At 38.8% G+C, this 25,762-nt stretch carries 35 protein-coding genes; 30 read left to right on the forward strand and 5 right to left on the reverse strand.

Translation table 11 applies throughout. The annotated features are described in order from the left end of the window. The first annotated feature begins 176 nt into the window (after positions 1 to 176). From rpsC to truA, 28 genes are all read left to right on the forward strand, one after another. On the forward strand, positions 177 to 833 hold the full coding sequence (gene rpsC / locus H3T55_RS12340; protein ID WP_087642007.1) for a 30S ribosomal protein S3: 657 nt from the start codon (positions 177 to 179) through the stop codon (positions 831 to 833). Between the two features lie 2 nt (positions 834 to 835). After that, on the forward strand, positions 836 to 1,270 hold the full coding sequence (gene rplP, locus H3T55_RS12345; protein WP_002356208.1) for a 50S ribosomal protein L16: 435 nt from the start codon (positions 836 to 838) through the stop codon (positions 1,268 to 1,270). After that, complete coding sequence (gene rpmC / locus H3T55_RS12350) at positions 1,260 to 1,448, forward strand: 50S ribosomal protein L29 (protein WP_010766220.1); 189 nt, start codon at positions 1,260 to 1,262, stop codon at positions 1,446 to 1,448. Before rplP ends, rpmC begins: the two co-directional genes overlap by 11 nt. A gap of 23 nt (positions 1,449 to 1,471) precedes the next feature. Beyond that, positions 1,472 to 1,738 carry a 30S ribosomal protein S17 gene (gene rpsQ / locus H3T55_RS12355; RefSeq protein WP_010761681.1) on the forward strand — a complete coding sequence of 89 codons (267 nt, stop codon included), beginning with the start codon at positions 1,472 to 1,474 and terminating at the stop codon, positions 1,736 to 1,738. 58 nt (positions 1,739 to 1,796) lie between these two features. Continuing rightward, positions 1,797 to 2,165: a 50S ribosomal protein L14 gene (gene rplN / locus H3T55_RS12360; protein ID WP_010766218.1), complete on the forward strand. Its 369-nt coding sequence runs from the start codon at positions 1,797 to 1,799 to the stop codon at positions 2,163 to 2,165. 34 nt (positions 2,166 to 2,199) lie between these two features. After that, on the forward strand, positions 2,200 to 2,508 hold the full coding sequence (gene rplX, locus H3T55_RS12365) for a 50S ribosomal protein L24 (protein WP_069635457.1): 309 nt from the start codon (positions 2,200 to 2,202) through the stop codon (positions 2,506 to 2,508). A 26-nt stretch (positions 2,509 to 2,534) separates the two neighbouring features. Continuing rightward, entirely contained in the window at positions 2,535 to 3,074 is a 540-nt protein-coding gene (rplE, locus tag H3T55_RS12370; protein ID WP_069635456.1) for a 50S ribosomal protein L5, read from the forward strand. Between the two features lie 18 nt (positions 3,075 to 3,092). Beyond that, positions 3,093 to 3,278, forward strand: coding sequence for a type Z 30S ribosomal protein S14 (locus H3T55_RS12375; RefSeq protein WP_002356214.1), 186 nt, complete (start codon positions 3,093 to 3,095; stop codon positions 3,276 to 3,278). Positions 3,279 to 3,313: 35 nt separating this feature from the next. Then, positions 3,314 to 3,712 carry a 30S ribosomal protein S8 gene (rpsH, locus tag H3T55_RS12380; RefSeq protein WP_010770626.1) on the forward strand — a complete coding sequence of 133 codons (399 nt, stop codon included), beginning with the start codon at positions 3,314 to 3,316 and terminating at the stop codon, positions 3,710 to 3,712. A gap of 31 nt (positions 3,713 to 3,743) precedes the next feature. Then, positions 3,744 to 4,280, forward strand: coding sequence for a 50S ribosomal protein L6 (gene rplF, locus H3T55_RS12385; RefSeq protein WP_087642008.1), 537 nt, complete (start codon positions 3,744 to 3,746; stop codon positions 4,278 to 4,280). A gap of 165 nt (positions 4,281 to 4,445) precedes the next feature. After that, complete coding sequence (rplR, locus tag H3T55_RS12390; RefSeq protein WP_225534711.1) at positions 4,446 to 4,802, forward strand: 50S ribosomal protein L18; 357 nt, start codon at positions 4,446 to 4,448, stop codon at positions 4,800 to 4,802. Between the two features lie 20 nt (positions 4,803 to 4,822). Beyond that, positions 4,823 to 5,323 (forward strand): 30S ribosomal protein S5, encoded by a 501-nt coding sequence (gene rpsE, locus H3T55_RS12395; RefSeq protein ID WP_069635454.1) that lies wholly within the window; start codon positions 4,823 to 4,825, stop codon positions 5,321 to 5,323. A gap of 13 nt (positions 5,324 to 5,336) precedes the next feature. Beyond that, complete coding sequence (rpmD, locus tag H3T55_RS12400; RefSeq protein WP_069635453.1) at positions 5,337 to 5,516, forward strand: 50S ribosomal protein L30; 180 nt, start codon at positions 5,337 to 5,339, stop codon at positions 5,514 to 5,516. A gap of 37 nt (positions 5,517 to 5,553) precedes the next feature. Next, positions 5,554 to 5,994 (forward strand): 50S ribosomal protein L15, encoded by a 441-nt coding sequence (gene rplO, locus H3T55_RS12405; protein ID WP_069662429.1) that lies wholly within the window; start codon positions 5,554 to 5,556, stop codon positions 5,992 to 5,994. Then, entirely contained in the window at positions 5,994 to 7,292 is a 1,299-nt protein-coding gene (secY, locus tag H3T55_RS12410; protein ID WP_087642010.1) for a preprotein translocase subunit SecY, read from the forward strand. The genes rplO and secY overlap by 1 nt, the downstream gene beginning before the upstream one ends. Before the next feature lie 172 nt (positions 7,293 to 7,464). Then, positions 7,465 to 8,115: an adenylate kinase gene (locus H3T55_RS12415; protein ID WP_087642011.1), complete on the forward strand. Its 651-nt coding sequence runs from the start codon at positions 7,465 to 7,467 to the stop codon at positions 8,113 to 8,115. Positions 8,116 to 8,308: 193 nt separating this feature from the next. Then, positions 8,309 to 8,527, forward strand: coding sequence for a translation initiation factor IF-1 (gene infA, locus H3T55_RS12420; protein WP_002356224.1), 219 nt, complete (start codon positions 8,309 to 8,311; stop codon positions 8,525 to 8,527). Between the two features lie 32 nt (positions 8,528 to 8,559). Next, on the forward strand, positions 8,560 to 8,676 hold the full coding sequence (rpmJ, locus tag H3T55_RS12425) for a 50S ribosomal protein L36 (RefSeq protein ID WP_002288710.1): 117 nt from the start codon (positions 8,560 to 8,562) through the stop codon (positions 8,674 to 8,676). Positions 8,677 to 8,694: 18 nt separating this feature from the next. Continuing rightward, positions 8,695 to 9,060 carry a 30S ribosomal protein S13 gene (gene rpsM / locus H3T55_RS12430; RefSeq protein ID WP_069662432.1) on the forward strand — a complete coding sequence of 122 codons (366 nt, stop codon included), beginning with the start codon at positions 8,695 to 8,697 and terminating at the stop codon, positions 9,058 to 9,060. 27 nt (positions 9,061 to 9,087) lie between these two features. Continuing rightward, a complete protein-coding gene (gene rpsK, locus H3T55_RS12435) occupies positions 9,088 to 9,477 on the forward strand; it encodes a 30S ribosomal protein S11 (RefSeq protein WP_087642012.1) in 390 nt (129 codons plus the stop codon). A gap of 80 nt (positions 9,478 to 9,557) precedes the next feature. Then, positions 9,558 to 10,496 carry a DNA-directed RNA polymerase subunit alpha gene (locus tag H3T55_RS12440; RefSeq protein ID WP_069662434.1) on the forward strand — a complete coding sequence of 313 codons (939 nt, stop codon included), beginning with the start codon at positions 9,558 to 9,560 and terminating at the stop codon, positions 10,494 to 10,496. A 27-nt stretch (positions 10,497 to 10,523) separates the two neighbouring features. Then, positions 10,524 to 10,907, forward strand: coding sequence for a 50S ribosomal protein L17 (rplQ, locus tag H3T55_RS12445; RefSeq protein ID WP_069662435.1), 384 nt, complete (start codon positions 10,524 to 10,526; stop codon positions 10,905 to 10,907). Positions 10,908 to 11,192: 285 nt separating this feature from the next. Continuing rightward, positions 11,193 to 12,404, forward strand: a complete 1,212-nt coding sequence (locus tag H3T55_RS12450) for a hypothetical protein (protein WP_225534712.1) — start codon at positions 11,193 to 11,195, stop codon at positions 12,402 to 12,404. Between the two features lie 14 nt (positions 12,405 to 12,418). Beyond that, entirely contained in the window at positions 12,419 to 13,594 is a 1,176-nt protein-coding gene (locus H3T55_RS12455; protein WP_225534713.1) for a M20 family metallopeptidase, read from the forward strand. A 226-nt stretch (positions 13,595 to 13,820) separates the two neighbouring features. Beyond that, positions 13,821 to 14,660, forward strand: coding sequence for an energy-coupling factor ABC transporter ATP-binding protein (locus H3T55_RS12460; RefSeq protein ID WP_087642014.1), 840 nt, complete (start codon positions 13,821 to 13,823; stop codon positions 14,658 to 14,660). After that, the gene (locus H3T55_RS12465) at positions 14,636 to 15,502 is read left to right on the forward strand and encodes an energy-coupling factor ABC transporter ATP-binding protein (protein WP_225534714.1); all 867 of its coding nucleotides are present in this window, start codon (positions 14,636 to 14,638) and stop codon (positions 15,500 to 15,502) included. The genes H3T55_RS12460 and H3T55_RS12465 overlap by 25 nt, the downstream gene beginning before the upstream one ends. Continuing rightward, a complete protein-coding gene (locus tag H3T55_RS12470) occupies positions 15,499 to 16,296 on the forward strand; it encodes an energy-coupling factor transporter transmembrane component T family protein (protein WP_225534715.1) in 798 nt (265 codons plus the stop codon). The genes H3T55_RS12465 and H3T55_RS12470 overlap by 4 nt, the downstream gene beginning before the upstream one ends. A 19-nt stretch (positions 16,297 to 16,315) precedes the next feature. Then, positions 16,316 to 17,062 (forward strand): tRNA pseudouridine(38-40) synthase TruA, encoded by a 747-nt coding sequence (gene truA, locus H3T55_RS12475; RefSeq protein WP_225534716.1) that lies wholly within the window; start codon positions 16,316 to 16,318, stop codon positions 17,060 to 17,062. 101 nt (positions 17,063 to 17,163) lie between these two features. Here the strand turns inward: truA and H3T55_RS12480 are convergent, their stop codons facing one another. The 5 genes from H3T55_RS12480 to H3T55_RS12500 all read right to left on the reverse strand — a co-directional run bounded on the left by H3T55_RS12480 (position 17,164) and on the right by H3T55_RS12500 (position 23,900). Further along, positions 17,164 to 18,672 (reverse strand): helix-turn-helix domain-containing protein, encoded by a 1,509-nt coding sequence (locus H3T55_RS12480; RefSeq protein WP_225534717.1) that lies wholly within the window; start codon positions 18,670 to 18,672, stop codon positions 17,164 to 17,166. A gap of 391 nt (positions 18,673 to 19,063) precedes the next feature. After that, on the reverse strand, positions 19,064 to 20,416 hold the full coding sequence (gene brnQ, locus H3T55_RS12485; protein WP_225534718.1) for a branched-chain amino acid transport system II carrier protein: 1,353 nt from the start codon (positions 20,414 to 20,416) through the stop codon (positions 19,064 to 19,066). Positions 20,417 to 20,532: 116 nt separating this feature from the next. Further along, a complete protein-coding gene (locus H3T55_RS12490) occupies positions 20,533 to 21,021 on the reverse strand; it encodes a GNAT family N-acetyltransferase (RefSeq protein WP_225534719.1) in 489 nt (162 codons plus the stop codon). Between the two features lie 13 nt (positions 21,022 to 21,034). After that, positions 21,035 to 21,361, reverse strand: a complete 327-nt coding sequence (locus tag H3T55_RS12495) for a MazG-like family protein (protein WP_225534720.1) — start codon at positions 21,359 to 21,361, stop codon at positions 21,035 to 21,037. Positions 21,362 to 21,536: 175 nt separating this feature from the next. Next, a complete protein-coding gene (locus H3T55_RS12500) occupies positions 21,537 to 23,900 on the reverse strand; it encodes an ATP-binding cassette domain-containing protein (RefSeq protein WP_225534721.1) in 2,364 nt (787 codons plus the stop codon). 132 nt (positions 23,901 to 24,032) lie between these two features. On the opposite strand from H3T55_RS12500, the gene H3T55_RS12505 reads away from it, so the two are divergent. Continuing rightward, on the forward strand, positions 24,033 to 24,713 hold the full coding sequence (locus H3T55_RS12505; protein WP_087642023.1) for a response regulator transcription factor: 681 nt from the start codon (positions 24,033 to 24,035) through the stop codon (positions 24,711 to 24,713). Then, on the forward strand, positions 24,700 to 25,734 hold the full coding sequence (locus H3T55_RS12510) for a sensor histidine kinase (RefSeq protein ID WP_087642024.1): 1,035 nt from the start codon (positions 24,700 to 24,702) through the stop codon (positions 25,732 to 25,734). Before H3T55_RS12505 ends, H3T55_RS12510 begins: the two co-directional genes overlap by 14 nt. Positions 25,735 to 25,762 lie beyond the last annotated feature (28 nt).

Below are 25,762 nucleotides of genomic sequence, written 5' to 3' on the forward strand. Positions count from 1 at the left end.
AGGAGGAGCCTAAAGTGAAGTGACTTTTTAGGAGCAACGTTCCTTACAGTCACCTTGTACTGTGCCACATCAGTTCTGCGAAGCAGTCACTGTGTGTTGCAGCAATGGCTACCGAACCTCAAAAAGAAACTTGTTTGAAAGAAGCAAGTGTCACCAATTAAGAGGAGGGACAATCAGTGGGTCAAAAAGTACATCCAATTGGAATGCGTGTAGGCATCATCCGCGACTGGGATGCAAAATGGTATGCTGAAAAAGAGTATGCTGAATTCTTACACGAAGATTTAAGAATCCGTAAATTTATCGCATCAAAACTTGCTGATGCTGCTGTGTCTACAATTGAGATCGAGCGTGCTGCAAATCGCGTAAACATTTCAATCCACACAGCTAAGCCAGGTATGGTTATCGGTAAAGGCGGATCTGAAGTCGAAAACCTAAGAAAAGAATTGAACAAATTAACTGGTAAACGAGTTCACATCAACATCGTTGAAATCAAAAAACCAGATTTAGATGCAAAATTAGTCGGCGAGGGAATTGCACGTCAATTAGAAAACCGTGTAGCATTCCGTCGTGCACAAAAACAAGCGATCCAACGTACAATGCGTTCAGGCGCTCAAGGGATCAAAACACAAGTATCAGGTCGTTTAAACGGTGCTGATATCGCTCGTTCAGAAGGTTACTCTGAAGGTACAGTTCCACTTCATACTTTGCGTGCAGATATTGATTACGCATGGGAAGAAGCAGACACAACTTACGGAAAATTAGGAGTTAAAGTGTGGATTTACCGTGGAGAAATTCTTCCAACGAAAAAAAACACTGAGAAAGGAGGGAAATAATCATGTTAGTACCTAAACGTGTAAAACACCGTCGTGAATTTAGAGGTAAAATGCGCGGTGAAGCCAAAGGCGGAAAAGAAGTAGCATTTGGAGAATGGGGTTTACAAGCAACTGAATCTCACTGGATTACTAACCGTCAAATCGAAGCTGCCCGTATCGCTATGACTCGTTATATGAAACGTGGCGGGAAAGTATGGATTAAAATTTTCCCTCACAAATCATACACAAGTAAAGCTATCGGTGTTCGTATGGGTAAAGGTAAAGGGGCTCCTGAAGGCTGGGTTTCTCCAGTAAAACGTGGTAAGATCATGTTTGAAATCGCAGGCGTACCTGAAGAAGTAGCTCGTGAGGCACTTCGTCTTGCATCCCACAAATTACCGGTCAAAACTAAGATTGTAAAACGTGAGGAAATGGGTGGTGAATCGAATGAAGGTTAAAGAAATCAGAGAATTAACCACTGCCGAAATGCTTGAAAAAGAAAAGCAATTCAAAGAAGAATTGTTTAATCTTAGATTCCAACTAGCAACAGGTCAATTAGAAAACACTGCACGTATTAAAGAAGTACGTCAATCGATTGCACGCATCAAAACAGTATTGCGTGAACAAGCTAACTAATAGTGGAAGGAGGCCAAACGCGTATGACTGAAGAAAGAAATCAACGCAAAGTTTACCAAGGTCGTGTTGTTTCAGACAAAATGGATAAAACTATCACTGTTGTCGTAGAAACGAAGAAAAACCACCCTATTTACGGTAAACGCATGAAATATTCTAAAAAATACAAAGCTCATGATGAAAACAACACTGCAAAAGTTGGAGACATCGTAAGAATCATGGAAACTCGTCCATTATCAGCTACAAAACGTTTCCGTTTACTAGAGGTAGTCGAAGAAGCAGTTATTATCTAATAAAACGAGATTTTCCTATATAGATTGAAACATAAAATCTGAAAGGGGGATACACATCGTGATCCAACAAGAAAGCCGATTAAAAGTTGCAGACAACTCAGGTGCTCGTGAAATCTTAACGATTAAAGTACTAGGTGGTTCTGGACGTAAAACTGCTAATATTGGTGACGTGATTGTTGCTACGGTCAAACAAGCAACGCCAGGTGGAGTTGTTAAAAAAGGTGAAGTAGTAAAAGCCGTTATCGTTCGTACAAAATCAGGAGCTCGTCGTACAGACGGTTCTTACATTAAATTTGATGAAAATGCTGCGGTGATTATCCGTGACGATAAGAGCCCGCGTGGAACTCGTATCTTCGGTCCTGTTGCACGTGAATTACGTGAAAACAACTTCATGAAGATCGTTTCTCTAGCACCAGAAGTATTATAATCAGGACGCGTATCAAAGGAGGTGCGAAACTATAATGTTTGTTAAAAAAGGCGATAAAGTAAAAGTTATCACTGGTAAAGACAAAAATAAAGAAGGCGTTGTATTAGCAGCGTTTCCTAAAAAAGACAAAGTCATCGTTGAAGGTGTCAACATCATGAAAAAACACCAAAAACCTAACCAAGCAGCACCGCAAGGCGGCATCTTGGAAGTCGAAGCGCCGATTCATGTATCTAACGTGATGGTAATTGACGGTACAGGAGTAGCTGGTCGTGTAGGTTATAAAGAAGTCGATGGTAAAAAAGTCCGTGTTTCTAAAAAAACCGGTGAAGTCTTAGATAAATAGATTAAAAGGAAGGAGGGGCTTACTAAATGAACCGCCTGAAAGAAAAATATATTAAAGAAATTACTCCAGCATTAGTGGAAAAATTTAATTATAGTTCAGTTATGCAAACACCAAAAGTTGATAAAATCGTTATCAACATGGGTGTGGGCGATGCTGTATCAAACGCAAAAAACTTAGATAAAGCTGTTGAAGAATTAGCGTTGATCACAGGTCAAAAACCATTGATCACAAAAGCTAAGAAATCAATCGCTGGTTTCCGTCTTCGTGAAGGTATGCCGATCGGTGCGAAAGTTACTTTACGTGGTGAAAGAATGTACGAATTTTTAGATAAATTAGTATCTGTTTCTCTACCTCGTGTACGTGACTTCCACGGTGTAAGCAAAAAAGCCTTTGATGGACGTGGTAACTACACTTTAGGTATTAAAGAACAATTGATCTTCCCAGAAGTTGATTATGATTTAGTAGATAAAGTACGCGGCATGGACATCGTTATTGTAACAACAGCAAACACAGATGAAGAATCTCGTGAGTTGTTAGCACAATTAGGTATGCCATTCCAAAAATAAAATAAGGAGGCGAACTACGTGGCTAAAAAATCAATGATTGCTAAAAACAAACGCCCGGCTAAACATTCAACACAAGCTTATACTCGTTGTGAACGTTGCGGACGTCCACATTCAGTTTATCGTAAATTTCATCTTTGCCGTATTTGCTTCCGCGAACTTGCCTATAAAGGTCAAATTCCCGGCGTGAAGAAAGCTAGCTGGTAAACAAGTAAACTCGCATAAAGGAGGTAAATAGTTCAATGGTCATGACAGATCCAATTGCAGATTTTCTAACTCGCATTCGTAACGCTAACATGGTTAAACATGAAAGCTTAGAAGTGCCTGCATCAAAAATCAAACGTGATATCGCTGAGATCCTGAAACGTGAAGGTTTCGTACGCGATGTAGAATATATCGAAGATGACAAACAAGGCGTGATCCGTGTTTTCCTTAAATATGGTAAAAACGAAGAGCGTGTTATCACTAACTTAAAACGTATTTCTAAACCAGGTTTACGTGCTTATGTCAAATCTGACGAAGTGCCTAAAGTATTAAACGGTCTAGGAATCGCGATCATCTCAACTTCTGAAGGTGTTATCACTGATAAAGAAGCGAGAGCTAAAAACATCGGCGGCGAAGTAATCGCCTACGTATGGTAATTTAAAAAAACACACAAGGAGGTGTCTCTAAGTGAGCCGTATTGGTAATAAAATCGTTGAACTTCCTGCTGGCGTAGAAGTCAAACAAGAAGGAAACAACATTACTGTAAAAGGACCTAAAGGTGAATTGACTCGTGAATTTTCTGCCGATATCACAATGAATATCGATGGAAACGTAGTAACTTTCACTCGTCCAAACGATAGCAAAGAAATGAAAACAATCCACGGAACAACTCGTGCCAACTTCAATAACATGGTCGTTGGTGTAAGTACAGGTTTTGAAAAAGGACTTGAACTTATCGGGGTTGGGTACCGTGCTCAAATGCAAGGGACTAAATTAGTTCTTAACGTTGGGTACTCTCATCCAGTAGAAATCACACCACCAGCTGGTGTAACTGTAGAAGTACCTTCGAACACACAAGTAGTTGTTAAAGGCGCTAACAAAGAACACGTTGGTGAATTAGCAGCGAACATCCGTGGCGTTCGTCCTCCAGAACCTTATAAAGGCAAAGGAATCCGCTATGTTGGTGAATTCGTACGCCGTAAGGAAGGTAAAACTGGTAAATAATAAGAGATGTGTAGGAAAATCGCTTAGAAGCGAGCAACAAGAAAAAGCTGTTTTGATGAAGCTTGCCTTCATTAAAAGAGATTTTACTTGTGTCACAGCTTCTATTTTCCGCAACTCGTTGATTGCCTGAAATGGTGGTCCAATAAAATTAAAGAGGTGACAATTGTGATTACAAAACCAGATAAAAACAAAACACGTCAAAAGAGACATCGCCGTGTACGTAACAAAATCTCTGGTACTGCTGAGTGCCCACGCTTGAACGTTTTTCGTTCTAACAAAAACATCTACGCGCAAATCATTGATGACGTAGCGGGTGTAACGCTAGCAAGTGCCTCTGCCTTAGATAAAGAAATTTCAGGTGGAAACAAAACAGAAACAGCTGCAGCTGTTGGTAAATTAATTGCTGAACGTGCCGCTGCAAAAGGCATCAAAGTAGTAGTCTTTGACCGTGGTGGATACCTTTACCATGGCCGTGTGCAAGCTTTAGCTGAAGCAGCACGTGAAAATGGACTAGAATTTTAGGAGAAGGAGGAACACCATTCATGGTTTATATTGATCCAAAACACTTGGAATTAGAAGACCGCGTAGTTGCGATCAACCGTGTAACAAAAGTTGTTAAAGGTGGACGTCGTCTACGTTTTGCTGCTTTAGTTGTTGTGGGAGATAAAAACGGACACGTTGGTTTTGGTACTGGTAAAGCACAAGAAGTACCAGAAGCGATCCGTAAAGCAATTGAAGACGCGAAGAAAAACTTAGTTGAAGTGCCTATGGTTGGTTCGACTATCCCTCACGAAGTGATTGGGGTATTTGGTGGTGGCCGTATCCTTATGAAACCTGCAGTAGAAGGTTCTGGGGTAGCCGCTGGTGGACCAGTTCGTGCCGTATTGGAATTAGCTGGTGTAGCAGATATTACATCAAAATCATTAGGTTCAAACACACCGATCAACGTTGTTCGCGCAACAGTTGAAGGGTTGAAACAATTAAAACGTGCCGAAGAAGTGGCAGCACTTCGCGGTAAATCTGTAGAAGAAATTTTAGGATAAGGAGGACATAAGAATGGCTGAATTAAAAGTTACATTAAAACGCAGCGTGATCGGACGTCCTCAAAACCAAAAAGATACAGTTAAAGCATTAGGTTTAGGAAAAGTAAACAGCTCTGTTGTGAAACCTGCGAATGAAGCAATCAAAGGTATGATCAACACTGTTTCACACTTAGTGGACGTTGAAGAAGTTTAATTTACAATAGTACATTGTTTAAGGAGGTGCCAAACCAATGAAACTTCATGAATTGAAACCTGCTGAAGGTTCACGCCAAGTACGTAACCGTGTTGGACGTGGTACTTCATCTGGTAATGGTAAAACAGCCGGTCGCGGACAAAAAGGGCAAAAAGCTCGTTCAGGCGGCGGTGTACGTTTAGGATTTGAAGGGGGTCAAACTCCATTATTCCGTCGTTTACCAAAACGCGGCTTCACGAACATCAACCGTAAAGATTACGCAGTCATCAACTTAGATGTCTTAAATCGTTTCGAAGATGGAACTGAAGTTACACCTGCAGGACTGATCGAAGCTGGAATCGTTAAAAACGAAAAAGCTGGGATCAAAGTTCTTGCTAACGGTGAATTAACTAAAAAATTAACTGTGAAAGCAGCTAAATTCTCTAAAGCAGCAGAGGAAGCAATTGTTGCAGCTGGTGGATCAATCGAGGTGATCTAATGTTTAAACTGTTAAAAGATGCTTTTAAAGTCAAAGACATTAGATCAAAAATTTTGTTTACTGTATTCATTCTTTTTGTATTTCGTTTAGGTGCTCATATTACAGTACCTGGCGTAAATGCAAAAGGATTGCAAGACTTAAGCAATTTACCATTTTTAAACATGCTGAATATGGTCAGCGGTAGTGCGATGCAAAACTTCTCGATCTTTTCGATGGGGGTTTCACCGTACATTACAGCATCTATCATTATTCAACTCTTACAAATGGATATCATACCGAAATTTGTAGAATGGTCAAAACAAGGTGAAGTTGGACGTAAGAAGTTGAATCAAGCAACAAGATATTTAACGATCGTCTTGGGGATCGCTCAGTCAATGGGGATCACTGCTGGTTTCAACCAATTAAGTTCAGTTGGGATCGTAAAAAATCCTAGCATCGGAACTTTTGTAACGATCGCTGTGATTTTAACTGGTGGTACGATGTTTGTTACTTGGTTAGGAGAACAAATTACTGAAAAAGGAATCGGCAATGGCGTTTCGATGATCATTTTTGCAGGGATCATTTCAAGAGTCCCAGCAGGGATCAAAGAAATCATTGAAGATTACTTTATCAATATCGAGTCTTCTAGAATTTGGCAGTCTGTGATTTTTATTGTGATTTTAATTATTGCGATTTTAATCGTGGTTACATTAGTAACCTTCTTCCAACAAGCAGAACGCAAAATTCCGATCCAATATACAAAACGTGTCTCTGGTGCACCAACAAGTAGTTATTTACCGTTAAAAGTAAATGCTGCCGGTGTTATTCCAGTTATCTTTGCAAGTTCATTGATTGCGACACCAAACGCTGTTTTACAGGCGTTTTCTAAAAATTATTCCGGCGAAGGCTGGTATGATATTATGACACAAATTTTTAGTTACAATACCGTTCCAGGTGCGATTATTTATACTGTACTGATCGTTGCTTTCACTTTCTTCTATGCCTTTGTTCAAGTAAACCCTGAGAAATTAGCGGAGAACTTACAAAAGCAAGGAAGTTATATTCCAAGCGTACGACCAGGTAAAGGGACAGAAGAATATATCTCTGGAATGTTAATGAGACTAAGTGTTGTCGGTTCTATTTTCCTAGGATTAGTTGCACTATTACCGATCATTGCTCAAATGGTCTGGCAATTACCGCAATCTATCGGTCTTGGGGGAACTAGCTTACTGATTGTGATAGGTGTTGCATTAGAGACAGCGAAACAATTAGAAGGTTTAATGTTGAAACGTCAATATGTTGGCTTTATCAATAAGTAAGAATCATGTACTGAGACAAGACGCAAGTTTTTCTCTCTACCTTAAGTGGCGTGACAGAAGTAGCTTTCTTGGAAGTAACGTTGTTTCTTGAAATGAAGCACTTCCGTCTCGACCTTGATTCTCACCATAGGCTAGCTTCATAAGCCAGCCTTTAAAATTAGGAGGAAAAGAAATGAACCTCATTTTAATGGGATTGCCTGGAGCAGGCAAAGGAACTCAAGCAGAGAAAATCGTCGATACTTACGGTATTCCGCATATTTCTACTGGAGATATGTTCCGTGCCGCAATGAAAAACGAAACTGCTCTTGGCTTAGAAGCGAAATCTTATATCGATAAAGGTGCTTTGGTTCCAGACGATGTTACAAACGGTATCGTCAAAGAACGTTTGGCTGAACCAGATACTGATAAAGGCTTTTTATTAGATGGTTTTCCACGGACGCTGGATCAGGCAGAAGCATTAGATAAAATGTTACAAGAATTAAATAAAAAAATCGATGCAGTCATCGACATCCATGTAGAAGAAGATGTGTTGGTTGATCGCTTGGCCGGCCGTTTTATCTGCCGTACATGCGGAGCAACTTATCATAAAATTTTCAATCCTCCAGCAGTGGAAGGGACATGTGATCGTTGCGGCGGACATGATTTTTATCAAAGAGAAGATGATAAGCCTGAAACGGTCAAAAACCGTCTGGCTGTCAACATCAAAAGCAGTGCACCGATTTTAGATTTTTATAAAGCTAAAAACGTACTGCACACAATAGATGGGAATCGCGAGATCGATACTGTTTTTTCTGAAGTGAAAGAAATCATTGAAAAAAGATAGTACTTGAATTGCCACAAGCTTACCATTTGTGTATGATTCAGATTCTCTTGCCAAATAGAATAAATTATGATAGAATGTATCAGTCCGACTTCTACCTTTTTGTGGAAGTTTAATTGAAAATTCTAGGTGGGAGCTGAAGTTTCCGCCATTTTATCGTGTGAAAATGCGAAACAAGTACAAGGAGGTACTGTGCGTGGCTAAAGAAGATATGATTGAAGTCGAAGGTACAGTCGTCGAAACTTTGCCGAATGCAATGTTTAAAGTTGAACTAGAAAATGGACACCAAGTTCTTGCTACTGTTTCCGGTAAAATCCGTATGCACTATATTCGAATTTTACCTGGAGATAAAGTGACTGTAGAGTTATCTCCTTATGATTTAACTCGTGGTCGAATCACTTATCGCTTTAAATAATTGTACTCCGTAAAATTCAGGGAGGTATTATCATGAAAGTAAGACCATCAGTAAAACCAATGTGTGAACATTGTAAAGTAATTCGCCGTAAAGGACGTGTTATGGTCATTTGCCCAGCAAATCCAAAACATAAACAACGTCAAGGATAATAGGAGGTGTAACGTAGAATGGCTCGTATTGCAGGAGTAGACATCCCTCGTGATAAACGTGTAGTAATTTCTCTTACTTATATTTATGGTATTGGAAACACTACAGCTAAACAAGTATTAGCAAACGTTGGCGTATCTGAAGATATTCGCGTTCGTGACTTAACAAACGAACAAACAGATGCGATCCGTGCGGAAATTGATAAGTTAAAAGTTGAAGGGGATCTTCGTCGTGAAGTGAACTTGAACATCAAACGTTTGATGGAAATCGGTTCTTACCGTGGAATTCGTCATCGTCGTGGATTACCAACTCGTGGACAAAACACGAAAAATAATGCACGTACTCGTAAAGGCCCAGCTCGTACTGTAGCAGGCAAGAAAAAATAATTCCTAAGTGAAGGAGGTTAGATCTTCATGGCAGCAAAAAAAGTTAGTCGTAAACGCCGTGTGAAAAAGAATATAGAATCTGGGATTGCACATATCCACTCTACATTCAATAATACAATTGTAATGATTACTGATACTCATGGAAATGCGTTAGCATGGTCATCAGCAGGATCATTAGGTTTTAAAGGAAGCAAAAAATCAACACCGTTTGCAGCTCAAATGGCCGCAGAAGCTGCAACTAAAGCAGCACAAGAACACGGACTTAAAACTGTTGATGTAACAGTTAAAGGACCAGGTTCTGGACGTGAAGCAGCGATTCGTTCATTGCAAGCAACAGGTTTAGAAGTGACTGCAATTCGTGACGTGACTCCAGTTCCTCATAATGGATGCCGCCCTCCAAAACGCCGTCGTGTTTAATGAGTGCCACTCATTCTGAGTTTGAATCAAGAACGTCATTGAACAAGACACTTTTCGTTTTGAAAGGGGTATAGATAAGAATGATTGAATTTGAAAAACCAAGAATCGAAAAAATTGATGAAAATAGAGATTATGGCAAGTTCGTCGTTGAACCGCTGGAAAGAGGTTACGGGACTACTTTAGGTAATTCTCTACGTCGTATTTTATTATCTTCTTTACCAGGAGCTGCTATTACCAATATTCAAATCGATGGAGTGCTGCATGAATTTTCTACAATTAAAGGTGTTAGAGAAGACGTAACGCAAATCATTTTGAATATCAAAGGTCTAGCTTTGAAGCTTTATGCAGAAGAAGAAAAAACCCTTGAGATCGATATTACAGGACCTGCTACAGTAACTGCTGGCGATATTATCGTTGACAGCGATGTTGAGATCTTGAATAAAGATTTAGTTATCTGTAGTGTCTCTGAAGGAGCTACTTTCCACGCTCGCTTAACAGTGAAACCTGGTCGTGGCTATGTTCAAGCAGACGAAAACAAAAAGGAAGATATGCCGATCGGTGTTCTCCCTGTTGATTCCATCTATACGCCAGTTCGCCGTGTGAACTACCAAGTAGAAAACACTCGTGTTGGTCGTCGTGATGACTTCGACAAATTAACAATGGAAATATGGACTGATGGTTCAATCATTCCTCAAGAAGCTCTTAGCTTAGCTGCTAAGATCATGACTGAGCATTTAGACATCTTTGTAAACCTTACTGATGAAGCGAAAAATGCTGAAATCATGGTTGAAAAAGAAGAAACACAAAAAGAAAAAATGTTGGAAATGACCATCGAAGAACTAGACTTGTCTGTTCGTTCATACAACTGTCTAAAACGTGCAGGTATCAACACTGTACAAGAACTTACAAATAAATCTGAACCAGAAATGATCAAAGTACGTAATTTAGGTCGTAAATCTCTTGAAGAGGTTAAACTGAAATTGCATGATTTAGGTTTAGGCTTACGTAAAGACGATTAATACTTTTTACGAAGGAGGAAAACCAACGTGGGTTATCGTAAATTAGGACGCACATCAAGCCAACGTAAGGCAATGTTGCGTGACTTAACTACTGATTTAATTATCAACGAACGTATCGTTACAACTGAAGCTCGTGCGAAAGAAATTCGTTCAACTACAGAAAAAATGATTACATTAGGCAAACGTGGAGATCTTCATGCTCGTCGTCAAGCAGCGACATTTGTACGCAATGAAGTTGCCAGCGTACGTGAAGAAAACGAAGCTATTGTTGTTGAATCAGCTTTACAAAAACTATTCAATGATTTAGCACCTCGTTATGCTGAACGTCAAGGTGGTTACACTCGTATCTTGAAGACAGAACCAAGACGCGGAGATGCAGCGCCAATGGTAATTATTGAATTTGTTAAATAATCAAACTATACCGTCACTTTATAGATGATTCTTTTAGAGTGTTATGATGTTGGAGGCGACTCCTAGTCTAGCTCAACGCTTTCTCTGCTGAATGTATATTCAGCAGAGAAGCACTCATCATAGTATAAGGTGTATTTTTTTGCCCTAGGAACTTTCTTGGGGTTTTTTTGTGTTCATGAAACTAAATAGTATTTTTTGTCACCTTATTGCGTATAAGTGTTATTTTTAGTATACTTTATTTAATCAGAATTTTCTGAAAAATAAAGTATGAAAAGGGGGAATAATATGGCGCAAATGACGGCTTTTACATTAGTAATGGGCACTTTATATATTGGTGATATCATTTCAAGTAAAACAAAAGCTTGGGTTTCATCAGTTTTCGTGTGTGCTGTGCTATTTGTTGTAGGGTATTGGACATTTTTTCCAAAAAATATCGTTGAAATTGCTGGGATCCCACCTGTAGTAGCAACATTGTTGATGTATTTATTGATTACGAATATGGGCACACTATTATCGATCAAGGAACTGGGCAATCAATGGAAAACGATCGTGATCACCTTATCAGGAATCACGGGAATCGTTGTCTTGTTATTGACTGTCGGTTCTTTTATATTTGATTTAGAAACAGTTTTAGTAGCAGTTCCGCCATTAGTAGGAGGAGTAGTTTCTTCTTTGATTATGTCTGAGGCAGCGCAGACCGCTGGATTGACCTCATTATCAGTATTAGCAATTCTGATTTATGTGATGCAGGGCTTCGCTGGCTATCCTTTAACCTCCATCATGTTAAAGAAAGAAGGAAAGCGAATGCTCGAAAAATATCGTAATGGACAATGGCAGCCGCTAAATGAGCAAAAGAAAAGTTCTTTAGAAGACACTATTATAGAGGATGAAACGATTCCTAAATTATTCAAAAAAGTCCCTAAAAAATATCATACAGATTTTTCACGTATTTTTCGCTTGGCTTGTGTGTCTTTGGCAGCATACTATGTATCTGTTTGGTGCAGTTCCTTTGTTTCGATCAGCCCTTTTGTTCTCTGTCTATTTTTTGGTGTTATCGCTTCTACTTTAGGCTTTTTAGAAAAGCAGCCTTTGAAACAAGCAAATAGCTTTGGTTTTGCTATTTTAGGATTGATGCTCTTTATTTTTGATGGCTTAAAAAAGGCAACACCTGAAATGTTGGAAGAACTGCTTTTACCGATGGTAGGAATCATTATTATTGGTGTAGCGGGTATGTATCTTTTTTCTGCAATTGTGGGTAGGATATTAGGTGTTAGTAAAGAAATGGCCTTTGCAGTGTCTTTAACAGCACTTTACGGATTTCCGGCAGACTATATCATTACTAACGAAGTCATCCAGTCGCTAACAGAAGATGAAAAGGAAATAGAAGCGTTGACGCATCATATGATGCCGCCGATGTTAGTAGCAGGTTTCATCACAGTGACGATTGTTTCTGTGATTTTAGCAGGAATTTTTTCAAGTATTTTATTAAGCTTATAGGAGTGAATGATAGTATGGAAGAGTTAAAAGCGTTGATTGAAAAATATACACCTACAATGATTGAGTTTAGAAGAGATCTCCATCAACATCCAGAATTGCAATTTGAAGAATTTAGAACGACTGATAAGGTTGCTGAAGTACTCGATCAACTTGGTATTCCTTATCGTAAAACCGAACCAACAGGGATCATTGCAGAGCTTGTTGGTGGGAAAGCTGGTAAAACGGTTGCCTTAAGAGCTGATATGGATGCATTACCAGTTCAGGAGCTGAATGATGAATTGCCATATAAATCATTAGAAGATGGAAAAATGCATGCCTGTGGACATGATGCGCATACTGCAATGCTCTTAACAGCAGCAAAAGCATTGAAAGAGGGGCAGTCAGAGATAAAGGGGACTGTTCGCTTTATTTTTCAACCATCAGAGGAAAATGCTCAGGGAGCGAAAGCAATGGTTGAACAAGGGGCTGTTGATAATGTAGATAATGTATTCGGTATCCATATCTGGTCACAGATGCTTTCAGGAACAGCCTCTTGTGTGGTGGGCTCGTCGTTTGCTTCGGCTGATATTTTTTCCGTCGATTTTAAAGGTCGGGGTGGTCATGGTGCTATGCCGGATGCATGTGTAGATGCAGCGTTGATTGCTTCTTCCTTTGTGATGAATGTGCAGTCAGTTGTTTCAAGAGAGACAAATCCGCTAGATCCTGTTGTTGTGACGGTAGGAAAAATGGATGTCGGAACTCGCTTTAATGTGATTGCTGAAAATGCACGCTTAGAAGGGACTGTACGCTGTTTTAGCATTGAGACTCGTGATCGTGTAGAGAATGCGTTAAGACGCTTTGCAGAGCAGACAGCAGCGATGTATGGCGGTACTGCCGACCTTGTTTATGATCATGGCACACTACCGGTGATCAATGATGAAAAAGACGCTCTCTTTGCTCAATCCGTGATCAAAGAAAATTTTGGCGAGCAAGCACTGATCCAAGAGCCGCCAACTACTGGTGGTGAAGACTTTAGTTATTTCACGGAGCATACACCCGGTTGTTTTGCTCTGGTAGGCTGTGGAAATCCCGAAAAGGATACGCAATGGGCACATCATCATGGGCGTTTCAATGTAGATGAGGATGCAATGGCGATCGGTGCTGAGCTTTATGCGCAATATGCATTTGAATATTTGCAGCAGAATTCTTGAGAATATAATGAATCAAAAAGATTGAAACCATTTTGCTAGATGTTTCAATCTTTTTTGCTTATTAGACAAAAAAATACATAAATATTCCTGTCTTGACAGATTAGAATTCCCATATTGCAGCTTCTTTTGTTATAATAGAAAATAGCGTAAATAAAAGAAGATTTGATTGAAAAAGCACTGATTTTTTGTTAGTGTTAGTAAGACTAAATAATTGAGGGAGTACGCGATGCAACCGATAATTGAATTAAAAAATATTGAATTTAGCTATCAACCAGAAGAGGCTTCTCCCGCTTTGAATGATGTATCTTTTTCCATCCAACAAGGTGAGTGGATAGCAATTATTGGGCATAATGGTTCAGGAAAATCTACGTTGGCCAAAACGATCAATGGACTGTTATTGCCGGAAGCGGGCAGTATTTCAGTTGGTGGTAAAGAATTGAACGAGGACAATGTATGGGAAATCAGACGAATGGTGGGGATGGTTTTCCAAAACCCTGACAACCAGTTTGTTGGCTCGACAGTAGAAGATGATGTAGCCTTTGGTTTGGAAAATCAAGGGATTCCACGTGATGAAATGGTGATCAGAGTGAAAGATGCTCTTGAGAAGGTGCGGATGGATTCCTTTGCCACTCGTGAACCAGCTCGTTTATCTGGCGGTCAAAAACAACGTGTAGCAATTGCGGGCGTTGTTGCTTTGCGTCCAGATATTATTATCTTGGATGAGGCAACTAGTATGCTTGATCCGGAAGGTCGGGAAGAAGTGATCTCGACGATCAAAAAAATCAAAGAAGCAAGCAATCTAACCGTTATTTCGATTACTCATGATATTGATGAAGCCGCTAATGCGAATAGAATCTTGGTCATGAAGCAAGGGAAGCTAGTCAAAGAAGGAACTCCTGCTGATATTTTTTCTGCAGGAACGGAGTTAGTCCAAATGGGTCTTGACTTACCATTTCCGGAAAAATTGAAAATTGCTTTAAAAGATCGCGGCGTTGCTGTACCTGATGAATATTTGACTGAAGAAAGGATGGTGGACTGGCTATGGACATCCGTTTTGAACAAGTAGATTTTACGTACCAGCCAAATACACCATTTGAACAACGTGCTTTATTTGATTTGAATCTTACGATAAAAGAAGGCTCATACACAGCGATCGTTGGGCATACAGGTAGTGGAAAATCGACGTTGCTTCAGCATTTAAATGCACTTGTTAAGCCGACAAAAGGTAAAGTGATGATCGGTGATCGGACGATATTACCTGAAACGAATAATAAAAATTTAAAACCTATCCGTAAAAAAGTCGGCATTGTTTTTCAATTTCCAGAAGCACAATTGTTTGAAGAAACTGTTGAAAGGGATATCGCTTTTGGCCCTAAAAATTTTGGTGTGAGTGACGAAGAAGGAAAACGATTAGCAAAAGAAATGTTGACGCTTGTTGGTCTGGATGAAAGCTATTTAGAGCGTTCACCATTTGAGCTTTCTGGCGGTCAAATGCGACGTGTCGCAATTGCCGGGGTTTTAGCGATGGAGCCTGAAGTTTTGGTTCTAGATGAGCCCACAGCTGGTTTAGATCCTCAAGGGCGTAAAGAAATGATGGGAATGTTCCAAAAGCTACATGAAGAACGTGGGATGACGATCGTTTTAGTCACTCATTTAATGGATGATGTAGCTAATTATGCGGACCACGTGCTCGTTCTTGAAAAGGGAAAAATCGTTAAAGATGGGACTCCGCAAAGTGTATTTGAAGATATCGACTGGCTGAAGGAAAAACAATTAGGTGTACCTACAGCTGCTAGTTTCGCAGAAAAGCTGATAGCTAAAGGAATGTCATTTGACACGTTACCTTTAACAGCAGAGGCATTAGCAGATGATTTGTTAAAAGAGTTGAAGGCAGGTGTTGACCTGTGATGAATAAATTGATTTTTGGACGCTACATTCCGGGGGATTCATTTATACACACAATGGACCCAAGGGCGAAACTGATTGCCAGCTTTTATTTTATTGGGATCATCTTCTTGGCGAATAATTGGCAGACGTACACAGTATTAGCTGTATTTACGCTGTTTGCGATCTTTTTATCGAAAGTCAATATTCGCTTCTTTATCCGTGGTATCAAACCACTGATTTGGCTGATTCTCTTTACTGTAGCATTGCAGATGTTGTTTACCCAAGGAGGAGAAGTTTACTTCAAATGGGGAATTTTCACCGTCACTGAGTTTGGTGTGATCAATGGCTTATTCATTTTTTGCCGCTTTGTGCTGATCATTTTCATGTCGACCTTATTGACATTGACGACACCGCCGCTTGATTTATCAGATGCGATCGAATATCTACTGCGTCCGTTAAAAGTAGTTCGTTTTCCTGTTCATGAAGTATCATTGATGTTGTCGATTGCTTTGCGATTTGTACCGACATTGATGGATGAAACAGAAAAAATCATGAACGCCCAACGTGCCAGAGGAGTTGATTTCGGTGAAGGAAGCTTGATTCAAAAGATGAAGGCAATCGTACCTTTATTGATTCCATTATTTGTCAGCAGCTTCAATCGAGCAGAAGATCTAGCTACGGCAATGGAAGCAAGAGGTTATCAAGGTGGAGAAGGACGGACAAAATATCGGATTTTACATTGGCATTTGAGTGATACCATTGTAATGCTGGCTTTTGGGGTCTTAACAGCAGTCTTGATTTTTATCAGAAGTTAGAAGTAAAGGTGGAAAAGAAATGCCGCGTTACAAAGCAGTGATTGCTTATGATGGAACAAATTTTAATGGATTTCAGATTCAACCGGATAAACGAACCGTCCAAGGGGAATTTGAAAACACATTGAGAAGAATAAACAATGGCAAAACGATCACGATTTTTGGTTCAGGTCGGACAGACGCTGGAGTCCATGCCGAAGGTCAAGTCATTCATTTTGATTATGACCAAACACGTGATTTAGAAAAAATGCGTTATGCATTGGATACACAAACACCGAAAGATATTGCGGTGAAAAGCGTAGAAATCGTGCCGGAGGATTTTCATGCACGTTATCATGTCGTAGAAAAAACCTATTGCTTCCGTGTAGATATTGGCAAACCAAGAAGTCCGTTTAAGCGATTTTATGCAACTCATTTTATGTATCCGGTCGATGTAAATAAAATACGTCGAGCGTTACCTGATTTATTAGGGACTCATGATTTTACCTCATTTTGTGCCTCAGGTACGGAAATCGAAGATAAAGTTCGAACGATTTATGAGGCGAATCTTGAAGTAAATGAAGCAGAAAATGAATTGATTTTTACATTTCGCGGAGATGGTTTCTTATATAAAATGATTCGTATTTTAGTTGGTACATTGCTTAAGATGGGATCAGGACGCATTGATGAAACAACGATTCCACAAATATTGGCTGCAAAGGATCGAAATTTTGCTGGACCAACAGCAAATCCGGAGGGCTTATATTTAATGGAAGTAAAATATGAATAATAAAAGTCCCGAACAAAACAGTTTTCTAGTTTTGTTCGGGACTTTTATTGTTATAAAGGATGGTCAAAAGTCAGGCTCTTTTCTTCAGAATAAAAGAAAGATCAATCTTCTACAATATTTTTTTGCTCAAACAACTGCTGTAAAACACGATACAAATCAGCTAACTCTTCTTCTTTATATGAAAGATCCCAGAAATAAAGAGGTAAATCAGGTGTCTTTTTTCTAGGTAATAGAGAAGAACTGATAACGAGGTCATACTCGTCGTTCAATGCTTCTTTATAAGGAGCTGCATCAACAAAACCTAGATCATTCAAGAACTGATAGATCCTACTGACCAAAAGAAAATTATGCTCAAATGCCACACCCACTTTTAAATGTTCAGCGTGTTTTGGTTTATCATAGATCGGCAGTAAAATGTTTTTAAAGGCATTAACAAGCGGTTTTTTGATCGTGTAAATAAATTTACTCCCTTTTTCCTGAGACTTTTCTTCAAAAAATAAGTGAATTTTTGTTTCCAGGAATTGATCCGCTTTACTGCGTGTTTTAGGAGCTTCAACAAGTTTCTCCAGATTAGGGAAAGGTTGACGTAGGGCATAAAAGGCAAACATCACATTCAATAAATTACCAATGATGATGGAATTATCCAGTGCTTCAGGTTCATTTTTAAAGATATTGCGTTTCGCGTAGTCTAGAAATTCAGAGACGATATCGTACACGAGATTCGGTCGAGTTGAAAAATCATGGAGTGTTTGAAATAATGAAGGATCATCATCCAGCGTATAAAAAGGAGCATAGTGGGCCAGAAAGAAAATGAAACTGCTCTCCCCTTTACTTTGTTCAAATGAAAGAGTTTGCTCTGCACCAAGTTCTTTATTTAAACGCTCAAAATCATAATAAGGATTGTCCATCATCAAAAAGTCATAGCGACTATCATAAGGAACAAAAAACTTTTTCCGTGTCCGGCACAGAAAAATTGCGGCAAAATAAGTCAGTTCTTTGGCACCGAGATATGTTCTAGACAAAGGAAAGTATTCAGCATAAGCGCCAGCTAAACGCTCAGCGTCCTCAAAAGCCACACTCTCAAAAGGCCAGGCAGTACCTCTCGTTCCTAACCAAAGCGCATTAAAAAGAGCCACTCGAACAGCACGTTCATCGCCAATCAAATTTGCTTCAGTATAACCAAAGCGTAAGTTGAATTGTTTTACATGCTTCTTTAACGGCAGCATCTTTCTGGAAACGGTAGAACGGCTGACGAAATAACGTTGACAAAAGTCATCTATACTAGGTTCTTCATGATTTAAAAAATACAGGATGAATTGAAATGGTACGGACTTTTTTAATAAAAAGTAGCGATATTCGTCAATCGTGACGAGCAATTTTGTACTATCGATTTTACCAGCTTTTTTTAAAATAGAAGGGTGTGTTTTCGTTATTTTCAATAAATCATTATTGATTTCATTTAAGATGATAAAAGTTTGTTGATAATTCAATGATTTTTCTTCCGATAATTGAGTAATTGAGATATCAGGCTGATTGATTTGTGTGATTCGTTTGAAAAGCTCAAACTTTGTCAATACACCTGAATCCATCATCAATTCTTCATAAAGCATGTTTATCACTTCCTTGCCCTTATTCTACTGTATTTAGGGTAGACTTGTCAGCTAAGACGATGGAGCTGAAACACTTAGTGATGCATCCTTAACAAAAAGCTGAACTTTCGCGGAAATATGAACAAAAGATAAAAACAAATGAACGATATTTCTGGAAAATAAAGCATTAAGAAGTCAAAAAGATAAGTTATCAAAAAATGGAAAGAGGGTTCTTTTGTTGTAGAGCGATTTCAGTATTTTACCAATCTTAAAAATAGTTTTAACTGATCCAAGTAGATATTGTCGCTCTTTAAATAAGGAATGAGAGTACAAGTATGGTTTTGTCCTATTTTTATCCAAAATGAAAAAGTCTAAAATATAACTCAAAGAGCTATACTTTAGACTTATGTTTTTATTCAGCTAACGGTGTTTTCTTGATCATCGTCCAGAAAATACCGATAATAAACCCAAGGATTGCGGGAACTACCCAGCCCATTCCGATCGTAAATAATGGAAGATAAGCATTTGCTGCATCTAAAATCGCAGTCACGAAACCAAGATTTTTAAAGGAATCAGGAGCACTATTTAAAGCATCTAATAAAGCAGCCAACAAAGTAACGTAAGTCGTTGTCTGATACACCTCTTGGCGATGACGGAACAAAGGGCTGAGAATAACCAAAAGCATCAAGGTCATAGCTAAAGGATAGATAAACATCAGGACAGGAATTGAAAACTGAATGATATTTGTTAAGCCGACATTTGCGAATAAGCAAGGTAAAATACTAGCAGCTGCAATATAGAATGCATACGATCTTTTCGGAAAAAGCTCAGCAAACGTTTCAGAGAAAGCAGTGATCAGACCGATCGCTGTCTTTAAGCAAGCTAGTATAACGATAAAGGCAAGTAGAATACTCCCTAAATTCCCCAAATAATGGTTGGCGATTTGAGCTAATGCGATGCCGCCATTTTCACTAAGTGGAAATCCACCTAAGCTCATCGTTCCCATGTAAGATAATAGGGTATAGATAATTCCCATCAAAATAATACTGACCGCACCAGATTTGATCGTGTCTTTTGCTATGTCATTCGGCTTTTCAACACCCATTCCTTTGATCGTTGAAACAATAATGATCCCAAAGGCTAAAGAAGCGAGTGCATCCAGTGTATTGTAGCCCTCAGTGAAGCCTTTAAAAAAAGGATTTTCTGTATAGGCACTGCCGATTTCAGCAGATGAAATACTACCTAAAGGATTCAAAAAGGCAAATAAAAGTAAAATAGCTAATAAAAATAGAAATAAGGGATTTAAAAATTTGCCTACATAATCTAATAGTTTTGATGGTTTACGCGAGAAAGCCCAAGCAATCAAAAAGAAAATCGCTGAAAAAATCGCTAAAAATATTTTTTGTTGGTTGGTAGAAACAAAAGGAGCCAGTCCAATTTCAAATGAAGTTGTTGCTAAACGAGGTAAAGCAAAAAAGGGTCCGATCGTCAGATAGAGCAGTACAGTAAATCCAACGGCATATCGTCTATTTACTCGAGTGGCCAAATCAAAAACACCATTGCTTTTAGAAATACCTATTGCAATGACACCTAGAAAAGGCAAACCGATACCCGTGATCAAAAAGCCAAGATTGGCAAGAAAAATATTTGCCCCTGCTTCTTGCCCCATATGAACAGGGAAAATCAGATTTCCTGCTCCGAAAAACAACCCAAATAGCATAGACCCTACATAAAGGTATTCACGCCACGATAATTTCTTTGTCACACTTTCACACTCCTAATATTTTGTCCTTAATAAAAATAACAGAATACCTGAAGTACAGCAAGCGAATATAAAGAAAACCGCTAAGATAGCGGTTTTAAAATTAGGGAATAATGAGATTAGTCGATAAAAAAGGCAAATTGATAGTCATCACAAAATTGACCATCAATGAAAAATTCATCTTTGAATAGACCTTCCTGAATAAACCCGTTTTTTCGATAAAATTGGATCGCTCTAGAATTGGCACCCATGACGCGCAGCGAAAGTTTATGGATGTGCTCTTTTTTTCCAGCTTTTTTTACATGATCTAATAATTTTTTGCCGATGCCTAAAGATTGACTTTGAGGATGAACGCCGATTCCCAGCATCCACTGTTTTTTATGTGCAAGTAATGGCGTAGGATGATGAACATCAATGAAGCCATGAACCTTCTGAGCATCAGCTGCAACAAAAATCCTACGATCAGAGACCTTTTCTTTGTATTCTTCTACAGATGCATAATAGTGAAGTACGGGCGAATTTTCATTTGTCCAAATTCTATTTTCTATTTCAAGCAGCAGAGGAAAGTCAGCTTCTTCAACTGGGCGAACAATGATTTCTTCTGACATAAGCGACCTTCTTTCATTGATTGATAGTATTGAAACGAGCCTCTAATTTTTTTCTGTGTGACGTTAAAATGTTTTCTAAGCGAATATCATATTTATCCGCTAAAATAAAAATGTTATCAAGCACATCCCCTAATTCTTCAGTCAATTCTTGAATACATTCTTCCGTTGCTTTATCTGGTTCGTCAGGACGATCCCGTCCGATCTCTAATGCGCGGACAGCGCGAGCAACTTCTCCTGTTTCCTCTGCTAAAAAGCCGACGCGAATAAATGGCTCAAGATCATACCAGCCGCGTTGCTTGTAAAAATCACTGATCCATTGTTGATACTCTTTAAGTTCCATTTTCAACCTCCGTTCTTTTTTACCATAGTAGCATATCATACATAAAAAATAAAAAGAGGCTAGGCCATAATTCTACGAATTACAACCAAGTCTCTTTAAAAACGAATAAACGGAGAGAACAGAAGTAATTCCTGCGGAAATAAGCTGAATGCTCCTGTCCCGACCTCGTTCTCTTTTATTCTGATCTTAATGCTTCTACAGGATCTTTTTTCGCTGCCATTCTAGCAGGGATAGCTCCGCCGATCAAGGTCAAGATGATACTGATTGCGACTAATAATAAGGCATGGATCGGATTTAATTGTGCCACATTAGTTAGGCTGGTCATATTTTCAATAACTTGATTCACAGGGAATGTCAACGCATAAGCAATGATGATACCTAATAAACCAGAGCATGCACCGATGATCAAGGTTTCAGCGTTGAAGACACGAGTGATGTCTTTCTTTCTAGCGCCTAAAGCTCTTAATACCCCAATTTCTTTTGTACGTTCTAGAACCGAAATGTAAGTGATGATCCCTACCATGATCAACGAAACGATCAGTGAGATAGAAGCAAAAGCAACTAAGACAAGAGTGATTCCATTCATGATCCCGCCGGTCATTTCAGTTACCGTGCTGGCTAAGTCGGTATAAACAACTTTATCTTTATTGTCTTTGCCATCATTGTATTTATCCAAGTAATCAACTATTTGGTCTTTTGTATCAAAGTCTTTTGGATAAATATAAACCATCATTGGTGAAGCATCTCCGCCAAGATAGGCAATGAAGTTTTGCTTGCCATCTGCATCAAATTTTTCCATCGTCATGACATTCATATCTGTCTCTTTTTGTGCTTTGACGATGTCAGAATCTTTTTCTCTATTGATGATCTGTTCAACAAGTGTGTCACTGTAGGCGATTCCTTGACCTAACATTGCTACTTGTACATCTTCTTTTTGACGGACGACTGCTGAAATTTTCAGTGTCATTCCAGCGTTATCATACATTTCTGCATAATTATTTTTAGGGACGAAATTCCCTAAGTTGGTTTTTTCATAGTATTGATCATTATCGATCAGTTTTAGTTCAGTTCCTACAATATCATCGAAATTGATCGAGTCGATATTTTCTATATCAAACCCAAGATTTTTCATTGAGTTTTCATCGATTCGGTTTTTATTATCGACAACAAGAACCATTTCAGTATCTGATTTAGGATAAGCACCTGCTAAAACATCATAGTTTTTTTCAAGATAGGATTCTTCTCCTTTTTTGAAGGGTGCTGGATAAGATGAAAGCCCAACTCCATTCATACTGGTCATTCCTGCACCAGTACTGCTGCTACTTTGACTTCCGCTAGTTCCTGATGAGCTAGTTGAAAAAGAAACAGGTGAGACAGTATCATCGACTTTTCGAAGCAAGTTCATCCCTACGACCCGAGTATAGCCGATACTACGGACTGAATCAGCATCGATTTTATTCAAATAATCCAAGTATTCTTGATTGATATTATTTTTATGTGTCACACTATTCTCTTCTGGATTATACAGATAAACTTCATTTGATTTGACAAAATCTTTTTTAGTCAGAGGACCTTCTGCCCGCATCTCGCTTAAAGATTCTTCATCCATATTGACGGCTTGCTGAGAAACAATGATTGGAAATTCAGCTAAAGCATCACTTTGAAAAGCATCGATTTGCTTTTGAAAACCGTTGGACAGGCTTAAGATCAAGGCAATACCAATGATTCCGATACTTGCTGCAAAAGCGGTCAGTCCTGTTCGCCATTTTTTAGTAGCGATATTTTTTCCTGAAAGCTTTAAGGCAGTCAAAAAGCTCATGCTTGTTTTTTTCAATTCATAATGACTACTGTCTTCTGCTTCCAAATAAGGATTTGAGTCATGCAGTACATGCCCATCTCTGAAATTGACGATCCTATCTGCATATTGTTCAGCTAACTCAGGATTATGGGTAACCATGATCACCAATTTGTCATCTGCGATCTCTTTGATCAAATCCATGATCTGTTCGCTGGTCGTTGTATCTAAGGCTCCTGTAGGCTCATCTGCTAAGATGATATCCGGATCGTTGGCTAACGCACGAGCGATCGCCACACGCTGCATTTGACCGCCGGATAATTGATTGGGCTTTTTATGCAGGTGGTCTTTCAATCCAACACGTTCTAACACTTCTACAGCACGTTTCTTTTTCTCATCTGCTGACACACCGCTAAGAGTCATCCCCATCTCGACATTATCTAAAATACTTAGATGAGTGATTAGATTATAACTTTGAAAAACAAAGCCAACGCTATTATTACGGTAGGCATCCCAATCTCCGTCTTTAAAATTTTTAGTAGACTTGCCATTGATGATCAAATCACCGCTGTCGTATTGATCCAACCCGCCAATGATATTCAATAGCGTGGTTTTTCCTGATCCGCTTTGTCCAAGGATCGCGACAAATTCATTTTCTCTAAAATTGATGTCTACCCCATTTAAAGCGACTTGGGTAAATTCGCCGGTCGTATAGCTTTTTTTCACATTTTTTACTTGTAACACCGTATCTGCTCCTTCCTATTCTTATTCAGTTTATCAAAGAATTATGTACTCAGTATGAACAAATGAAAAATTTCCAATACCTTTCCAATCTATGCTATAGTTAGTGACAAAAGAGATGAAGGAAGCTAAAGTATGATTACGATTTTAGTTGTAGAAGATGATAAGAATATTCGTAAATTATTGGTGACGATCTTAAACCAAAGTGGTTATCAGACACTTCAAGCTCAAAATGGGGTTGAAGCATTAGCGCTTTTAAAGAAACAGCCAATCGATTTATTAGTTTTAGATATAATGATGCCTCAGCTCGATGGATATCAAACGGCGGAAAAAATTAGAACAATAGATACGCAATTGCCTATCATGATGGTCACTGCTAAAGGGCTGCCGATCGATCGTCGTCAAGGGTTTATTTCTGGCACAGATGATTATTTGGTAAAGCCGATCGATGAAGAGGAATTTTTGCTGCGGATCAAAGCTTTGTTGAGAAGGAGTAATGGCGAAGTAGAAGCAAAAATTCATTTAGGTAATACGACGATCGATAAAAATAGCTTATCGATCCGATCAGGTCAGCATTATCAAGAATTACCGAAAAAAGAATTTCAGTTGTTATATAAGTTATTGTCTTATCCAAACAAAATTTTTACACGACAACAATTATTAGACGATATTTGGGGAATCGATAGCATGGCTGATGAGAGAACGATCGATGTTCATATCAAGCGGTTACGGGAAAAAACAGCCGATAATCCTGATTTTACTCTTGTGACTATTCGAGGATTGGGCTATAAGGCGGTGAAACATGAGGAGACGTAAATCGCTAAATATTCAGTTTGTTTGGACGATCTTTCTGATTTTGGTTTCGACAAGCTTGATCTCTGGGTTGATTTTTTTACTATTCATGAAAATCGGCATAATCAAGTCGTTTTCGGGCTATCCAATGCTGCGTTTAGGGATCACTTTGTTTTCCTGTGTCATTATCGGGACGATTATTTCGATGATCGTTAGTAAACGCATTTTAAAGCCGATCAATGATTTAGTAAAAGGGACAGAGGAAATTGCTAAGGGAAATTTTGATATCTATGTGGAAAATACAACGGTAAATAATGAGTTGAGTGCTTTGATCGATAGTTTTAATTCGATGGCTTCAGAATTGAAAAATGTTGATACGGTTCATAATGATTTCATCACTAATTTTTCTCATGAGTTCAAGACACCAATGGTTTCGATCCGCGGATTTGCTAAGCAGCTGAATAATCCTGATTTATCAGAGATAGAAAGACAAGAAAGTGTCGCTGTTATTTTAGAAGAAACTGAACGTTTAAGTAATCTATCGATGAACATCTTATTGCTGTCAAAAATAGAAAATCAGCAACAGTTGACACTGAAAAAAACAGCGTTTTATCTGGATGAGCAGCTGCGCATGTGTATATTACTCTTGCAAGAGCTTTGGGAAGAAAAAAATATCGACTGGTCTTTAGAATTGACTCATATGTCTATTGTTGCTGATGAGGAACTACTGACACAACTTTGGCTGAACTTGATCAAAAATGCAATCAAGTATTCCAAACAAAATGGAGTGATCTCTATTAGCTGTTATGCTTTTGGCAGTGATATCAAGGTGATCGTAAAGGATAACGGAGTGGGGATGAGTGATTATGAGCGCAGGCATGTATTTGATAAGTTTTATCAAGGTGATGCCTCCCATCATACGATGGGAAATGGCTTAGGTCTAACCATCGCAGCTCGAATCGTTCAATTGCATAGCGGGAAAATCAATGTAAAATCTAAAGAATATGAAGGTGCTACATTTATAACGATTTTACCAACTAAGTAGAATAATCATTTATAAATATAAGCGCACT

This window comes from Enterococcus sp. S22(2020) (assembly GCF_020295385.1).
GTDB classification, from domain to species: domain Bacteria; phylum Bacillota; class Bacilli; order Lactobacillales; family Enterococcaceae; genus Enterococcus_L; species Enterococcus_L dunnyi.

Coding starts and splice junctions, on each gene's coding strand:
- rplP (WP_002356208.1), top strand. CDS start 836: ATGTTAGTACCTAAACGTGTAAAACACCGTCGTGAATTTAGAGGTAAA.
- rpmC (WP_010766220.1), top strand. CDS start 1,260: ATGAAGGTTAAAGAAATCAGAGAATTAACCACTGCCGAAATGCTTGAA.
- rpsQ (WP_010761681.1), top strand. CDS start 1,472: ATGACTGAAGAAAGAAATCAACGCAAAGTTTACCAAGGTCGTGTTGTT.
- rplX (WP_069635457.1), top strand. CDS start 2,200: ATGTTTGTTAAAAAAGGCGATAAAGTAAAAGTTATCACTGGTAAAGAC.
- rplE (WP_069635456.1), top strand. CDS start 2,535: ATGAACCGCCTGAAAGAAAAATATATTAAAGAAATTACTCCAGCATTA.
- rpsH (WP_010770626.1), top strand. CDS start 3,314: ATGGTCATGACAGATCCAATTGCAGATTTTCTAACTCGCATTCGTAAC.
- rpsE (WP_069635454.1), top strand. CDS start 4,823: ATGGTTTATATTGATCCAAAACACTTGGAATTAGAAGACCGCGTAGTT.
- rpmD (WP_069635453.1), top strand. CDS start 5,337: ATGGCTGAATTAAAAGTTACATTAAAACGCAGCGTGATCGGACGTCCT.
- rplO (WP_069662429.1), top strand. CDS start 5,554: ATGAAACTTCATGAATTGAAACCTGCTGAAGGTTCACGCCAAGTACGT.
- secY (WP_087642010.1), top strand. CDS start 5,994: ATGTTTAAACTGTTAAAAGATGCTTTTAAAGTCAAAGACATTAGATCA.
- H3T55_RS12415 (WP_087642011.1), top strand. CDS start 7,465: ATGAACCTCATTTTAATGGGATTGCCTGGAGCAGGCAAAGGAACTCAA.
- rpmJ (WP_002288710.1), top strand. CDS start 8,560: ATGAAAGTAAGACCATCAGTAAAACCAATGTGTGAACATTGTAAAGTA.
- rpsM (WP_069662432.1), top strand. CDS start 8,695: ATGGCTCGTATTGCAGGAGTAGACATCCCTCGTGATAAACGTGTAGTA.
- rpsK (WP_087642012.1), top strand. CDS start 9,088: ATGGCAGCAAAAAAAGTTAGTCGTAAACGCCGTGTGAAAAAGAATATA.
- H3T55_RS12440 (WP_069662434.1), top strand. CDS start 9,558: ATGATTGAATTTGAAAAACCAAGAATCGAAAAAATTGATGAAAATAGA.
- H3T55_RS12450 (WP_225534712.1), top strand. CDS start 11,193: ATGGCGCAAATGACGGCTTTTACATTAGTAATGGGCACTTTATATATT.
- H3T55_RS12455 (WP_225534713.1), top strand. CDS start 12,419: ATGGAAGAGTTAAAAGCGTTGATTGAAAAATATACACCTACAATGATT.
- H3T55_RS12460 (WP_087642014.1), top strand. CDS start 13,821: ATGCAACCGATAATTGAATTAAAAAATATTGAATTTAGCTATCAACCA.
- H3T55_RS12465 (WP_225534714.1), top strand. CDS start 14,636: ATGGACATCCGTTTTGAACAAGTAGATTTTACGTACCAGCCAAATACA.
- truA (WP_225534716.1), top strand. CDS start 16,316: ATGCCGCGTTACAAAGCAGTGATTGCTTATGATGGAACAAATTTTAAT.
- H3T55_RS12480 (WP_225534717.1), bottom strand. CDS start 18,672: ATGCTTTATGAAGAATTGATGATGGATTCAGGTGTATTGACAAAGTTT.
- H3T55_RS12490 (WP_225534719.1), bottom strand. CDS start 21,021: ATGTCAGAAGAAATCATTGTTCGCCCAGTTGAAGAAGCTGACTTTCCT.
- H3T55_RS12495 (WP_225534720.1), bottom strand. CDS start 21,361: ATGGAACTTAAAGAGTATCAACAATGGATCAGTGATTTTTACAAGCAA.
- H3T55_RS12505 (WP_087642023.1), top strand. CDS start 24,033: ATGATTACGATTTTAGTTGTAGAAGATGATAAGAATATTCGTAAATTA.
- H3T55_RS12510 (WP_087642024.1), top strand. CDS start 24,700: ATGAGGAGACGTAAATCGCTAAATATTCAGTTTGTTTGGACGATCTTT.